We start from the raw sequence: 15,326 nt of genomic DNA, 5'->3' as shown, positions 1-15,326 counted from the left end.
TGCGGAACTCTCCTGGGGGCTAGGGATGGGTAACTGGCAAGACGGAACTGGCAAGACGGAGTGGCGAAAGCGCGCAGGGCGGGCAGCACGTCAGTCGCGGAACGACGTGGCAGCGGCAGGTTCCAGCCGCTCGCGCAAGGCGCGCCATTCCCGCGCGTACGGATCGGCCGCGCCGGGCAGGCGGTTGGTGTCGCCGCTCTCGTACTGGCGCGCGGTCTTCTCGCAAATGGCTGGCGGCACCGGATTGACCGGCTGGCCGCTGGACTGGATCGCCACCTGCACGCGGCAGGCGCGCTCCAGGTTATGCATCAGGATGAAGGCCTCCGCCACGCTGCGGCCCAGCGTGACCAGGCCGTGATTGCGCAGGATCAGGGCGCGCTTGTCCGGGCCGAGGTCGGCCACCAGGCGCACGCGCTCCTCATGGTCCAGCGCAATGCCTTCGAAGTCGTGGTACGACACGCGCTCATGGAACTGCAGCGCCCACTGGTTGGAGGGCTGCAGGCCGCACGCCAGCGACGAGACGGCCACGCCGGCCACGGTATGCGTATGCAGCACACAGACCGCGTCATGCCGGGCGGCATGCACGGCGCTGTGGATGGTGAAGCCGGCCGGGTTCACGTCTTGCCCCGGCGGGCCGCTGATGATGTTCCCGTCCAGATCGATGCACACGAGCGAGGACGCGGTGATATCCCGGAACAGCATCCCGAACGGGTTGATCAGGAAGCGGTCCTCGGTGCCCGGCACCCGGGCCGAGATATGCGTGTAGATGCTGTCGTCCATGCCATACAGGGCGACCAGGCGGTATGCGGCGGCGAGATCCTCACGCACCTGTTGCTCGGCCTCGGAGATGGCGGGAACCAGGCGGGAAGAGACGTTGTTGCCCATGTTTGTGTTTCCTTGGATTGGCGATTAGATCACTGTAGGTCGATGGTCAGCTGTCGACAGTTGGCATTTATACCGATTACGCAAAGTTCAGGCCACGTGTTCAATTTGCAGCCGGATATGTTGCGGTGCGATGTGCAAGGCGTTGATTTTCAAGGAAATGCGGGTTTGCCCCGGCGTGGATGACAGGCTGCTGGGCGGCTTCGGCGGCTTGCCTGGGAATGCTGCCATGCGCAAAAAATGGGCACCGGCAGCTGGATTTCGGGATTGGCGAGCGGGAATAGGGCGCGGCGCACGGTTTGGTGGCGTGCAGAAAATCCAGCGTCGGGATAGGCGGCCACGGTGTCCGTGTGTCTCTTTTGTCACATGACGCGCGAGCAAGCGCGGCCTGGCATGCTCGCGGGGTGCAGAAGCGCCGCCGACGGAAATATAAGAAGGGTTCCGGGCTGGAGTATGCGAAGATGCGCGCACAGCGGCGCTGCGAATACGCGCGGCCGGCTGTCTGGACCTGACCCCAGTCGCACCCCACGACTTTCCGCCTGCGGCCTTGCCCCAGGTTCAGTTCTTTCCTGAAGCATGCTGCCTTCCCGCTGGCCTCAAGGCCACCATGGCTGTCATGCCCGTCGCGTTTTCCGCTCCCTCTGACCCCTGCGCGGTTCAACCGCCAAGCCCCAACCCCCAGCCTCGGTAGCGGGCGCCAATTGTCCGTCATCGTACCGACACCGCACGCCGTCCGTGGCAACGTGCGGGTAGCGGTCAGGTCCATGCCAAACGGCGCGGCTACATTCGCATCGGGCTCGACGATTCCGGTCCCCTGGCGAGGTATCGGCGGGGGCCTGGCCCATCAAGCGGAGTCGGGAAAGGAGCATTCCATGTTAGGAATCGTATTACTGGTCGTGCTGGTGCTTGTCTTGCTCGGCGCAATGCYGACCTGGCCGCATAGCCGTTCCTGGGGCTACATGCCCAGCGGCGTGCTGGGCCTGCTGCTGATCGTGGTACTTGTGCTGGTGCTGATGGGCCGCCTATAGGCAAGAGAGAGGCAAGAGAGAGGCGAGAAAGAGGCGAGAAAGAGGCGAGAGAGAGACAAGAAGGCTCGCCTTGGCGCAACAGTCCGCGCAGCGATCGCGTGATGGCCGGCGAGCCTCGGGCTTGCCGGCCAGCCGTTTTCAAGGAGGCGAACCCGTCTCCCGATCCCCGTTGGCAATCAAGGCGCCCATGTATTCAGTGCTAGGCCGTACGTTCGAGTACACATCCACCCCTTCGCCGTGGGACAACAAGGCGCCGGTGCGCGAGGAGCTGTTCGGCGTCGAGCGGCTGGAGCAGCATGCGCAGAGCCTTGCCGCCGCCCAGCCCGTCACCGCGCAGCCCCCGCGCGTGCGCACGCTGCGCAGCCGCCTCAACGACAATGCCGAAGTACTGCTCGCGGCCTACCGGGCCAGCGCGGCGGAGCTGGAGAGCGGCAGGGCCGTGGTGCCCGCGGCCGAATGGCTGCTGGACAACTACCACCTGGTGGAGGCGCAGATCCGCGAGATCCGCGATGACCTGCCGCCTGGCTACTATCGCCAGCTGCCCAAGCTCAGCGAGGGTCCCTTCGCCGGATACCCGCGCGTATTTGGCCTTGCCTGGGCCTTTGTCGCGCATACCGACAGCCATATCGATCCGGACACCCTGCGGCGCTTCATTGCCGCCTACCAGCGTGTGCAGCCGCTGACCATCGGCGAGCTGTGGGCCGTGGCCATCACGCTGCGCATCGTCCTGATCGAGAACCTGCGCCGCCTGGCCGAACAGATGACCGCCGGGCGTATCGCCCGCGCCGACGCGGACGATCTGTCCAGACAACTGCTCAAGTCGGGCTGCGCCCGCTCGGCACTCGACACGGATATCGCCTCGCGCGCCGCCGCGCCGTTGTCGGAACTGTTCGCCGCGCAACTGGCCAAGCGCCTGCGGGACCAGGACCCACGCACCACGCCAACCCTGGGCTGGCTGGAAGAGCGGCTTGGCCGGCAGGGCGCATCCATCGAGGACGTGGTGCGGCACGCCCAGCAGCGCCAGGGCGCATCCAACGTGACCGTGCGCAATGTCATCACCAGCATGCGGCTGATTTCGGATATCGACTGGGCCGAACTGTTCGAGAGCGTGAGCCTGGTCGACGCGCGTTTGCGCGATGGCAGCGGCTATGCCGACATGGATTTCCCCACGCGCAATCTTTACCGCAGCGCCATCGAGCAGCTTGCGCGCGGCTCGCCCGCCTCGGAGCTGGAGATTGCCGATCTTGCGCTGGCCACGGCCCGCGCCGCGGCGGCAGGCACCGCCGATCCGGCGCAGGCGGAGCGCATCGGGGACCCGGGATATCACCTGATCGCGGAGGGCCGGCGCGCCTTTGAACGCGCAATCGGCTTTAGTCCCCCGGCGCGGCTGCGGTTTTCCCGCCTCAATGTCGCGCTGGGCATTGGTGGCTATGTGGGCGCCATTTTGCTGGTCACCCTTGCGCTGCTCGGTGGATCGCTCTGGGTGCTTGCGGCGGCGGCCATGCCGGCGCTCTCCGGCGGCTGGCTTGCGCTGATCGGCTGGCTGGGCTTCGTCCCGGCCAGCGAGGTGGCAACGGCGGTGGTCAACCGCGGCATCGCCTGGCTCTTTGGCGCATCCATCCTGCCGGGGCTTGAACTCACGGCGGGCGTGCCGCCCGCGCTGCGCACGCTGGTGGCCGTGCCCACGCTGCTATCGGGCGAAGCCAGCCTGCGCGAGCAGATCGAGCGCCTGGAGGTGCACCATCTTGCCGGCGCCGGTGGTGACCTGACCTTCGCGCTGCTCACCGACGGCACCGACGCCGACCAGGCCGTCATGCCGGGCGACGCAGCCCTGCTGGCGGTGGCGGCCGAAGCCATCGGCGCGCTGAACCGCCGCTACGGGCCGGGCCCCGCCGGCAACCGCTTCCTGCTGCTGCACCGGCACCGCGTGTTCAACGCCGGAGAGGGCAAGTGGATGGGCTGGGAGCGCAAGCGCGGCAAGCTCCATGAACTCAACCGCCTGCTGCGCGGCGCTACGGACACCAGCTTTGTTGCTGTCGATGGTGCGCCGCCCCAGGTACCACCCGATGTGCGCTACGTGATCACGCTCGATGCCGATACGCGCTTGCCGCGCGACGCGGCGCTCCGGCTGATCGGCAAGATGGCCCACCCGCTGAACCGGCCAAGGTTCGACGACACGCTGCAGCGTGTCATCGGCGGCTACGCCATCCTGCAGCCGCGCGTCACGCCATCCCTGCCGGTGGGCAGCGAGGGTTCGTTCTATCAGCGCATCTTCTCCGCGCCCGGCGGCATCGATCCCTATGCGGCGGCGGCGTCGGACGTGTACCAGGACATCTTCGGCGAGGGGTCCTACACCGGCAAGGGCATCTATGACGTGGATGCCTTCGAGGCCGCGCTGCGCGGCCGCGTGCCGGTGAATGCGGTGCTCAGCCACGACCTGTTCGAGGGCATGTTCGCCCGCGCCGGGCTGGCTTCGGACATCGAGGTCGTCGAGGATTTTCCCGCGCGCTATGACGTGGCTGCCAAGCGCCAGCATCGCTGGACGCGTGGCGACTGGCAGCTCCTTGGCTGGATCGTGCGCGGCCGCAAGGGCAGCCAGGCGGTGCCGATGCTCGGCCGCTGGAAGATGCTGGACAACCTGCGGCGCTCGGTGCTCGCGCCGTCGCTGCTGCTGTGCTTTGGCGCGTGCTGGCTGCTGCCGCCGGGCGCGGCGCTGCGCGGCACGCTGCTGTTGCTGGCGGCCATGGCGATTCCGGCCCTGTTGCCCGGTATGTTTTCCGTCATTCCCCATCGTGCCGGCATCCGGTTGCGCACCCACGTGGGGATGCTGTGGGACGACCTGCGCGCGGCCGTGGCGCAGGTGCTGCTGACGCTGGCGTTCCTGCCCGACGTGGCCTGGCGCATGAGCGACGCGATCGCGCGCACGCTGGCGCGGCTGCGCTTGACCCGCCGCCACCTGCTGGAGTGGACCACCGCCGCCCAGTCCATGACCAGCCCGCGGCTTGACCTGGCCGGCTCCTACCGGCAGATGGCGGGCGGCGTATTGCTGACGCTGGCGCTGCTGGCGGGCACGCTGGCCTTCGCGCCCGCGTCCTGGCCGCTCGCGCTGCCGCTCGGATGGCTCTGGCTGGCCGCGCCCATGCTGGCCCTGTGGGCCAGCCGGGCGCCGAAGGTCGCAAGGCGGCTGGTGGTGTCGGACGCTGACACGCGCGAGCTGCGCCTGACCGCGCGCCGCACCTGGCGCTTTTTCGAGACCATGGTCACGCCAGCGGACAACATGCTGCCGCCCGACAATTTCCAGGAGCGCCCGAAGCCGGTCCTGGCGCACCGGACCTCGCCCACCAATATCGGCCTGTACCTGCTATCGGCCATTGCCGCGCGCGACTTCGGCTGGAGCGGCACGGCGGCCACGGCCGCGCGGCTGGAAGCGGCCTTCGCCGCCATGCAACAGCTGCAGCGCTGCCATGGCCACTTCTACAACTGGTATGGCACGCAGGATCTGCGCGCCCTGACGCCTGCCTACGTCTCATCGGTCGACAGCGGCAACCTGGCCGGCCACCTGATTGCGCTGGCCAATGCCTGTGAAGAATGGACCCATGCCGAGGCGACGCCGGATTTCCGGCTCGGCATGATGGATACCGTGACGCTGGCGCGCGAGGCCATTGCCGGGCTGGCGCTGGCGGGCGGCGAGCGCGCCGGCAAGCTCGGCGAACTGCTGGAGCAGGTAGAAACCCAGCTCAACGGCACGCAGGCGATGGCCATGCTGATGCCTGCGCTCAAGCGGCTGACGGAAAAAGCCGCCGCGATCGCCAGCGACATCCTGCCCGCCACCGGCGACGACAGCCTTGGCGACCTGGCCTTCTGGGTGCAGGCGCTGCGCAAGGCCGTGGCCGAGCACGAGCAAGACCGGGTAGAGCGGATCGAAGCGCCGGAGCTGCTCGGCGCGCGCCTGCAAGCGCTGGCCGCCGTTGCGCGCGAAATGGCGCTGTCGATGGACTTCGCGTTCCTGTTCGATGAAGAGCGCAAGCTGCTTTCGATCGGCTACTCGCAGGACGACAACCGGCTCGATGTCAGCTGCTATGACCTGCTTGCGTCGGAGGCCCGTCTTGCCAGCCTGTTTGCCATCGCCAAGGGCGATGTGTCCACGCGGCACTGGTTCCGCCTTGGGCGCACGGCCACGCCGCTGGGCAATGGGTCGGCGCTGATCTCGTGGTCCGGGTCGATGTTCGAGTACCTGATGCCGTCGCTGGTCATGCGCGCGCCGGCGGGCAGCCTGCTCGAGCAGACCAACCGGCTGGTGGTGGAGCGCCAGCAAGGCTACGGCCGCGCGCTGGGCGTGCCATGGGGCGTGTCCGAATCCGCCTACAACGCGCGCGATCTGGAGTTCACCTACCAGTACTCCAACTTCGGCGTGCCAGGCCTGGGCCTGAAACGCGGGCTTTCCGACAATGTGGTGATCGCACCTTATGCGAGCGGCCTGGCCACCATGGTGGATCCGCAAGGCGCGCAGCAGAACTTCGCGCGTCTCGCGCGGATGGGGGCAAAGGGGCGCTTCGGCTTCTACGAGGCCATTGATTTCACCCGGTCCCGGCTGCCCGAGGATGAGGCGTTCGCCATCGTGCGCAGCTACATGGCCCACCACCAGGGCATGACCATCGTGGCGATCGCCAATACGCTGCACGGCGGCCAGATGCGGGAGCGCTTTCACCGCGAGCCGATGATCCAGGCCACCGAGCTGCTGCTGCAGGAGCGCATGCCGCGCAACGTCGCCATTGCGCATCCGCGCGCCGAAGAGGTGAAAGCCTCCACGATGGAGTCCGGCAGCGAGGATTCCACGGTGCGCAGGCTTGCCGGCTATGCGCCCGGTGCGCCCGTCACGCATCTGCTGTCGAACGGGCGCTACGCGGTGATGCTGACCGCGGCCGGCGCGGGCTACAGCCGCTGGCGCGACCTGGCCGTGACGCGGTGGCGCGAGGATGCCACCCGCGACGACGCTGGCAGCTTTATCTTCCTGCGCGATACGCAAAGCCGCGCCGTCTGGCCGGCCGGCGCGCAATTTGCCGGCGGCGATACGGACGATGGCGAGCAGGGCAGCGAAGTGGTCTTCGCCGAAGACCACGCGGAGTTCATCCGCCGCGATGGCAGCCTGGTCACCACGCTCTCCATCCTGGTCTCCGGCGAGGATGACGGGGAAGTGCGGCGAGTCTCGCTGGCCAACAGCGGGCGGCGCGCGCGCGAGATCGAGCTGACCTCGTATGCGGAACTGGTGCTGACCGTGCCGGCGGCCGACGCCGCGCACCCGGCGTTCTCCAAGCTGTTTATCGAGACCGAATACCTGCCCGAGTTCGGCGCGCTGGTTGCCACGCGCCGCCCGCGCTCGCCCACGGAGCCAACGATATGGGCTGCCCACTTCGCCATCGTCGAAGGCGAAGTGGTGGCGGATCCGCAATACGAGACCGACCGGGCGCGCTTTCTGGAGGAGGGGCAGACGGGCAGAATAGCGGACGGCGTGCGGCATGGCCGTGCGCTGTCCAACACCACGGGCACGGTGCTCGACGCCATCTTCTCGCTCAGGCAGCGCGTGCGGGTCGCACCGGGCGGCGTGGCGCGCATCGCATTCTGGACGCTGGTGGCGCCCTCGCGCGCCGCGCTGCTGGATCTGATCGACAAGCATCATGACCGCAGCGCCTTCGAGCGCGCCAAGACCCTGGCCTGGACGCAGGCCCAGGTCCAGTTGCGCCATCTCGACGTCAAGGCCGACGAAGCGGCGGATTTCCAGCGCCTGGCCGCGCCGATCCTGTACGCCGATCCCCGCTTCCGGAGTTCCTCCGAGGCCATTGCCCGCGGCGCGGGCCCGCAGTCCGGGCTTTGGCCGCACGCCATCTCCGGCGACCTGCCGATCGTGCTGCTGCGCATCGACGAGATCGAGGATATGGCGCAGGTACGCCAGCTGCTGCGCGCGCACGAGTACTGGCGCATGAAGCGGCTTGGCGTGGACCTGGTCATCGTCAACGAGCGTGCGTCGTCTTATACGCAGGACCTGCAGAACGCCATCGAGACCGCGGTGCGCAGCAGCCAGTCGCAGCCGCGCCTTGGCGATGAGCTCGCCCAGGGCTCGGTCTATACGCTGCGCACCGACCTGCTGCACGTCGATGCCCGCGCGCTGCTCTTGTCGGTGGCCCGCGTCGTGCTGTCCGCGCGCAGGGGGCCCATCGCCGAACAACTCGGCCGGCTACCCGTGGTGCCGCAGCGCGCCGCACCCGTACGCCGCCGCGCGCCACCACGGCCGGCGCCAATGCCAGCGCCGGCCACGCCGGCGCTCGAGTTCTTCAATGGCCTCGGTGGCTTCGACAAGGACGGGCGGGAGTATGTGATCGTGCTTGACGGCGCCGCCACCACGCCCGCGCCTTGGATCAACGTGATCGCCAACCCCAGCTTTGGCTTTCATGCCTCGGCGCAGGGCAGCGGCTACACCTGGGCCGAGAGCAGCCGCGAGAACCAGCTCACGCCCTGGTCCAACGACCCGGTGCTGGATCCGGCCGGCGAGGCGTTCTACATCCGCGACGAAGACAGCCTCGAAGTTTGGAGCCCGACAGCGCAGCCCATCCGCGATGCAGGCACCTACGCGGCCCGCCACGGCCATGGCTACAGCCGCTTTGCGCACCACGCGAACGGCATCGCGGCCGAGCTGCTGCAGTTCGTCCCGCTGGAAGACCCAGTCAAGATTTCGCGGCTGACGCTGAGCAACCTGTCCGCCGGGCGCCGCCGGCTTTCCGTCACCGCCTACGTGGAGTGKGTACTCGGCACGTCGCGTGGCGCATCGGCGCCGTTCATCGTGACCGAGCGCGACGAGGCCACCGGCGCAATGCTGGCGCGCAATCCCTGGAGCTCCGCCTTCCCCGGCCGGGTTGCCTTTGCCGATCTCGGCGGCAAGCAAACAGCCTGGACCGCCGACCGCACGGAATTCCTTGGGTACAACGGCGGCGCCGAGGCGCCGGCGGCCCTGCTTGGCACCACACCGTTGTCTGGCGCCGTGGGCGCGGGGCTGGACCCGTGTGCCGCGGTGCAGTGCATCGTGGAGCTTGCCGCGGGCGAGACGCTCGACATCGTCGCGTTTCTCGGCGAGTGCGGCTCGGCCGAGGCGGCGAGGGCGCTGATTGCCCGCTATCGCGCCGCCGATCTCGACGCCGTGCTGGATGCCGTGACAGGGCACTGGGATAGCCTGCTTGGCGCCGTGCAGGTCAGGACGCCGGACCGGGCAATGGACATCATGCTCAACGGCTGGCTGCTCTACCAGACCCTGGCCTGCCGCATCTGGGCCCGCGCGGCGTTCTACCAGGCGAGCGGTGCCTATGGCTTTCGCGATCAGTTGCAAGACACCATGGCGCTTACCTTCGCCAAGCCTGCGGCCACGCGCCAGCACTTGCTGCGTGCCGCGGCCAGGCAATTTGCCGAAGGCGACGTCCAGCATTGGTGGCTGCCGCACACCGGGCAGGGCGTGCGCACGCGCATCTCCGACGATTGCGTCTGGCTGGCCTTCGCCACGGCGACCTACATAGCAGGCTCTGGCGATGCGGCGGTGCTGGATGAGAACGTGTCCTTCCTCGACGGGCCGGTGCTCGGCGCGGATGCGCATGATGCCTTCTTCCAACCGATGACCGGGGAGGCATCGGCATCGCTGTTCGAGCATTGCGCGCGCGGCATCGAGCGATGCCTTGCCTTGACCGGCGAGCACGGCCTGCCGCTGATCGGCGGCGGCGACTGGAACGACGGCATGAACCGGGTCGGGGCCGGCGGCAAGGGCGAGAGCGTGTGGCTTGGCTGGTTGCTGATGCGCACGATCGCGCTCTTCGCGCCGCTTGCCGAGGTGCGCGACGCTGGCCGCGCAGCGCACTGGCGCGCCCATGCGGCAATGCTGGGCGCGGCGTTGGAGCGCGATGGCTGGGACGGCGAGTGGTATCGCCGTGCCACCTTCGATGACGGCAGCTGGCTGGGTTCCAAGACCARCCCGGCCTGCCGGATCGACGCCATTGCCCAGTCGTGGGCCGTGCTGTCGGGCGCCGGGGATCCCGTGCGCGCTGCCACCGCCATGGCATCCATGGCCGAGCACCTGGTGCGGCGCAACGACGGCCTGGCGCTGCTGTTCGCGCCGCCCTTCGATGGCGCCTCGCCGGATCCCGGCTACATCGAAGGCTATCCCCCCGGCGTGCGCGAGAACGGCGGGCAATACAGCCACGCCGCGATGTGGTCGGTCCTTGCCTTTGCCCGGCTCGGCGCGGGCGCAAAGGCCGTGGACCTGTTCTCGATGCTCAACCCCATCCACCACGCCAGCACGCCCGCAGGCGTGCAGCGCTACAAGGTCGAGCCGTACGTGGTCGCGGCCGATGTGTATTCGGTGGCGCCCCACATCGGGCGTGGCGGGTGGACCTGGTACACCGGCGCGGCCGGCTGGATGTATCGCGCCGGGCTGGAGGGCATCCTGGGGATCCGCCGCGAAGCGGGCTGGCTGATCGTGGCGCCGAGCATTCCGGCGGCCTGGCCCGGGTTTGAGGCGACGGTATGCCTGGGGGCATGCCACTACGACATCCGGGTGCAGACGCTGGCGCCAGGCGCGGGCGGCGCGCATGCCGTCCTCGATGGGCTGGCGCTGGCTTGCGGCGACGGTGCCGTGCGCGTGCCGCTGGACGATGGTAGGCACAGGCTGCTGGTATGCATCCCGGCGGCGGAATAGGGGGTATAGGGCGGAATGGGGCGCATGGGTGCATCTGGCGAGCCCGAAAAAGTCTTTCCGGGAATCGCTTGACTCCTCGGGGAATAAGCTTATGATGTGCCCAATTGCTGCATTGCAGCAAAACGATGATGCCGCTCACGGAACCCTCTTCGGCAGCGTTGGATCATCCAGATCATCCCCAGGAGACTATTTCATGGCACATCCCACCCAAGCTCAATTCTTCGGCGTCCAGCAAGCTAACCTGGACCTGTTCCTTGCCTTGGTCGGTCCCCTGGCCCGTGGCGCGGAAAAGATCAGCGCGCTGAACATGCAGGCCGTCAAGACCAGCCTGGCGGATACCACGAACTACGTCCGCGAATCCAGCCAGCAGCCGGTTGGCGCCGGCATGTCCGGCCTCAAGCCGGAACTGGCCAATGGCTTTGCCCAGAAGATKAACGCCTATGCCGGCCACATGAACGAGATCTTCGCCAGCACCGGCGCGGAGTTCGCGCAGGAAGCCCAGCGCCAGATGAGCACCTACGCTGCGCAGACCCAGGAAGCCATGGCGTCGTTCGGCCAGAACCTCATGTCGAACGCTGGCGGCGCGTTCCCGGCTGCCCACGCGAGCGCACCGAGCTGGGTCGCGGCCTACGAAACGGCCATGAAGCCGATGCGCGACGCCTTCGAAAAGGTCATGCCCGCCACGGCTGCCAAGTAAGGCCAAGTAAGGCGGCACCGCTGGCCGCTGTGAAGCAAACGCCAGTAGCAAGGAAAAACTGCGCCCATGTGGCGCAGTTTTTTTTTTGCGGCGATCAGCCAGCGGGTGGTGCCAAGAGAACGGCCTCCACGCGCTGGCGCAGCACCGGCAGCAAGTCCCGCGCAAACCAGCCGTTGTGCTTGAACCAGCCCTGGTTGCGCGGCGATGGGTGCGGCAGCGGAATAAAGCGCGGCCCATGCGTGCCAAAGCCGGCCACGGTAGGCGTCACGCCACCGCGCGCCGCCGCTCCCAGGAAACGCCGCTGCGCATACTGCCCGACCAGCAAGGTCAGTTCAATGTCCGGCAGGCGCGCCAGCAGCGCATCCATCCACAACGGCGCGCACTCCTTGCGCGGCGGCAGGTCGCCGCTGGCGCCACGGCCCGGATAGCACAGTCCCATCGGGATGATGGCAATGCGCGCGGCATCGTAGAACACGGTCTTATCCACGCCCATCCAATCACGCAGCCGGTCACCGCTGGGATCGTCCCAGGGAATGCCGCTGGCATGCACGCGTGTGCCCGGCGCCTGGCCGACAATCAGGATGCGGGCGCTGGCGGCAGCTTGTACTACCGGGCGGGGACCAAGCGGGAGGTGCGCTTCGCACAGGCGGCAGGCGCGTACCTGGGTCAGCAGGGTGTCGAGGTCGGTCTTGCCCTCATCGCTTGCGGCGGAAACGGCTACGGGAGTTACGGGAAGGTCGCGCAGATCATYGGCAGGGGAGCCGCAGCCGGTTGCGTCGACCTGTTCGTCGACATAGCGTTTCAGCGCGTCCGGAAGGGATATGTGGATCGTGGTTGTGCCCATGGCGCCCAGTGTATGCAGTTCGGCGAGGATTGCCAAACGAAGCGGGTGCGCATGGGGGCGCAATGACTGCAAAAAGGTGGGGGCGGCTACGAAACCTTTCCAGATTGCACAGGTGGGCCGCGCCGAAGCACGGCCCACCTGCGTACCGCTTCCAATCAGAAGCGGTGACGCATGCCCACGCCAAAGCTGTCGCCGTGCGACTGGTCGCTCAGCTTGTCGTAGAAGTACGCGGCATACACGTCGGTGCGCTTGGACAGGTTGTAGTCGTAAGCGAGGCCGGCCGTGTTGCGCTTGAAGTCCGCGACGCTGTTMTTGGTCTTGTCGTACGCATAGGAGACCAGCACGTTGCCGTTGCCCACCGGGATCGAAGCGCCAACCTGGCCATTGGTGTGCTTGATATCGCCCGTGGCGTTGTTGACGTCGCTCTTGATGTACTGGCCCTGCGCGAACAGCTTGACCACCTTGAAGTCGTAGCTCACGCCGACCTGCACGGCGTTCTGCTTGTCGAAGCCAGCCAGCGCCGTGGGCGCGGTCACGTCTCCCGGGGGGCTGTTGAACTTGACCTGCTGGAAGGCTACGGTGGCGCCGAAGTTGCCGTTGAAGTAGAGCACGTTGCCGCCCCACTTGTTCTTGCCGACGCTGCCTGCCTGCTCGCCGAACGAGTAGATCGCGTTGGCGGTCAGGCCGCCAACGTTCGGCGTGGAATACACCAGCGAGTTGCTCCAGCCCGAGTCGCCGATGATGCCCGGGTCATAGACGCGGCCATTGCTGGCCGAGAAGTAGGTGTGGAAGATCGCCGGCGAGAACACATAGGAGTCCACCAGCGGGTTGAACAGGATGGTCGAGATGAAGTAGGGCGTGGTGTTGCGCCCGAGCTTCACCGTGCCAAGCGTTGCGCTCTGCAGGCCGACAAAGGCGTTGCGGGTAAACAGCGCATCGCCGTCGAAGCGGCCTTGCTTGCCGGTGTCCGGGCGCAGGAAGCCGTTCAGGTCGAAGATCGCCTTCAGGCCGTTGCCAAGATCCTCGGTGCCCTTGATGCCGAAGTACGAGGTTTGCATGCCGCCGCTGTTGACGCCGTAGGCGCGGTCCGCACCGCCGGCCTTGGTGGCGCCGACATAGGCATCAACCATCCCGTAAAGCGTGACGCTGGATTGCGCCATGGCGTTGCCGCAGATCAAGGCTGCTGCCATGACTGCCAGTTTCACGACCGGCTTGAATTTGTGTTGCATAAAGACCTCCATGGTTGACCCGTTTTCTATCGTTGCTGGCTCTGTCGCATTCACTGGGCACGACAACACCCCTCCGGGGGCAAGCCCCGGCTATCTAAAAACGCGTGCTCTTGAAATGGCTGGCGCGGGATGGCGCCGGTACGCTAGCGCCGCTGGCTCATGCTTGCTGCCAGCTCACATGCGCGGCCACCACCTGCCAGCCTTCGGGCAGCCGCACCCAGCTCTGGCTCTGGCGGCCCAGGCGCGGCTCGCCGGCGCGGCGAAAGGCGATATTGGCTACGGCGAAATCGTTGCCGAAGGTGGTGACGCTGCGCTCGGTGATCTCGCGGGCGAGGCCCTTTGCCGGGCGCGCCGCGCGGAACGCGCGGATGGCCTCGATGCCGTAGAGGTTTTCGCCCGCGCCGTAGCGCAGCGTGTGCGGGCTTTCCCAGAACAGCCGGTCKAGCTCGGCGACGTCGTTGCCGACCAGCGCCCGTTCATAGGCATCGAAGGCGGCTTCCACCTCGGCGAGGATGGCGGGATCGTTGATTCTCATCTTGCTTTCGTGGATATCCGTGGCAGCGTGGCAGCCCGGTGATGTCACGCTGCGTGACTGCGATGGATGCAGTTTGCGGCAATTCGATTGCATACAACCAGCACTTATTTCTTCTCATGGCGCACGCAAATTGTGTGCACTCGCTGTTGCATGTGCCGGCTCGCCATGCAAGGCCCGGCCACGCATCACGCAGCCTCGGCCAACGGCTGGTGCAGCCCGCTCAGCGCGGCCTTCAGGTGCTCTGCAAACGCCGCCGCCGCTGGCGGCAGGCTGCGGCCCTTGCGGGCGCCCAGCACCAGCCGGCCGCCGCACAGCTCGGGGTCGGACAAGGGCACGGCAATCAGCGTGCCCTGGCGCGTCTCGCGCAGCGTGCCGGCCTGGAACTGGAAGCAGATCGCGCCGGTCTGGCGCGCAAAGCTCTTCAGCATCTCCACCGTGGTGGCTTCCAGCATCACCCGCAGCGACAAGCGGTTGCGCGCGCAGATCGCCTCGATCAGCCGCCGGCTGCCAAAGCTCTCCGGCCCGAGGGCCACGGGATAGGGCTGGCAGTCGGATAGGCGCAACGTGCGCCGGCTTGCCAGCGGATGGTCCGGGCGCATCATCGCGCAGAATGGTTGCGCGGACACCGCCAGTTCGTGCAGGAAGGTGGTCGGGGGCGGGTCGTGTGCCAGCAGCAGGTCGGCCTCATCCTCCTTGAGCGCGGCCAGCAGGTCGCCGGAGTTGCCCACCGCCACGCGAAACTGCACGCCGCGGTGGGTGGACTGGTAGCGGCCGATGACTTCAGGCAGGAAATCGGTGGCGACAGACTCGACCGTCGCCACGCGCACGGTGCCCCGTACCAGCCCACGCAGCTGCTCCATCTGCGCGGCGGCCGAATCCAAATCCGCGAGGCTGCGGCGCACGGTGGCGATCAACACCTCGCCGGCGGCGGTCAGCCGCACGCCGCGGGGCAGGCGCTCGAACAGCGCCGTGCCGATTTCCTGCTCGACCTCCAGGATCTTTCGGTTGAGCGCGGTGGAGGCGACGTGGAGTTGCTCGGCGGCCTTGCGGATCGACCCAACGCGGGCCACGGCGTCAAGATAGAGGTAAAGGCGAGGCGGGTGGAGCATGGCGGCGTGCGCTCGGGCGCTAGTGAGAACGATCCGCTCTCACTAGCAAGGATCGTGCACGCGCCAACGCTACGCCGGCAGCCCGGTCCCGGCGACAGGACCAACGCCGGGACCAACGTCGGGACCAACGTCGGGACCAACGCCATGGCCGCTGCCATGGCGGGGCAACGCGACCTGGCAGTAGAGCTGGCGCAGCGCGCCCAGCGCCGACGCCCGGTCCTGCTCCGTGACATCCCCCAGCATGAGGCCAGCGGCGTGCGGGGCCACCGAC

Annotated in this window: 8 protein-coding genes and 1 pseudogene; 3 read left to right on the top strand and 6 right to left on the bottom strand. The window is 67.6% G+C overall.

What is annotated here, in order from left to right:
- Positions 1 to 90: 90 nt before the first annotated feature.
- Positions 91 to 885, bottom strand: a complete 795-nt coding sequence (locus tag AC1DS3_RS11890; protein WP_441636021.1) for a class II aldolase/adducin family protein — start codon at positions 883 to 885, stop codon at positions 91 to 93.
- Positions 886 to 1,754: 869 nt separating this feature from the next.
- Between AC1DS3_RS11890 and AC1DS3_RS11885 the strand changes: the two genes are divergently transcribed.
- From AC1DS3_RS11885 to phaP, 3 genes are all read left to right on the top strand, one after another.
- Positions 1,755 to 1,910 carry a DUF3309 family protein gene (locus tag AC1DS3_RS11885; RefSeq protein WP_477127217.1) on the top strand — a complete coding sequence of 52 codons (156 nt, stop codon included), beginning with the start codon at positions 1,755 to 1,757 and terminating at the stop codon, positions 1,908 to 1,910.
- 187 nt (positions 1,911 to 2,097) lie between these two features.
- A complete protein-coding gene (locus tag AC1DS3_RS11880; protein WP_477127216.1) occupies positions 2,098 to 10,641 on the top strand; it encodes a GH36-type glycosyl hydrolase domain-containing protein in 8,544 nt (2,847 codons plus the stop codon).
- A 193-nt stretch (positions 10,642 to 10,834) separates the two neighbouring features.
- Positions 10,835 to 11,338, top strand: a complete 504-nt coding sequence (gene phaP, locus AC1DS3_RS11875) for a TIGR01841 family phasin (protein WP_477127215.1) — start codon at positions 10,835 to 10,837, stop codon at positions 11,336 to 11,338.
- A 94-nt stretch (positions 11,339 to 11,432) separates the two neighbouring features.
- Here the strand turns inward: phaP and AC1DS3_RS11870 are convergent, their stop codons facing one another.
- The 5 genes and pseudogenes from AC1DS3_RS11870 to AC1DS3_RS11850 form a co-directional block, all read right to left on the bottom strand.
- Positions 11,433 to 12,011 (bottom strand): uracil-DNA glycosylase family protein, encoded by a 579-nt coding sequence (locus AC1DS3_RS11870; protein WP_441636060.1) that lies wholly within the window; start codon positions 12,009 to 12,011, stop codon positions 11,433 to 11,435.
- 326 nt (positions 12,012 to 12,337) lie between these two features.
- On the bottom strand, positions 12,338 to 13,411 hold the full coding sequence (locus AC1DS3_RS11865) for a porin (protein ID WP_477127214.1): 1,074 nt from the start codon (positions 13,409 to 13,411) through the stop codon (positions 12,338 to 12,340).
- A 157-nt stretch (positions 13,412 to 13,568) separates the two neighbouring features.
- Positions 13,569 to 13,946, bottom strand: coding sequence for an oxalurate catabolism protein HpxZ (gene hpxZ, locus AC1DS3_RS11860; RefSeq protein WP_183032697.1), 378 nt, complete (start codon positions 13,944 to 13,946; stop codon positions 13,569 to 13,571).
- A gap of 185 nt (positions 13,947 to 14,131) precedes the next feature.
- Positions 14,132 to 15,055 (bottom strand): LysR family transcriptional regulator, encoded by a 924-nt coding sequence (locus tag AC1DS3_RS11855; protein ID WP_441636011.1) that lies wholly within the window; start codon positions 15,053 to 15,055, stop codon positions 14,132 to 14,134.
- Positions 15,056 to 15,124: 69 nt separating this feature from the next.
- Positions 15,125 to 15,326, bottom strand: a pseudogene (locus AC1DS3_RS11850) (hypothetical protein); the annotation flags it as partial.

This window comes from Cupriavidus sp. 01L46, from assembly GCF_056399905.1.
Note: the sequence above shows the minus strand (reverse complement) of the source record. Positions and strands in the feature narration are given on the sequence as shown.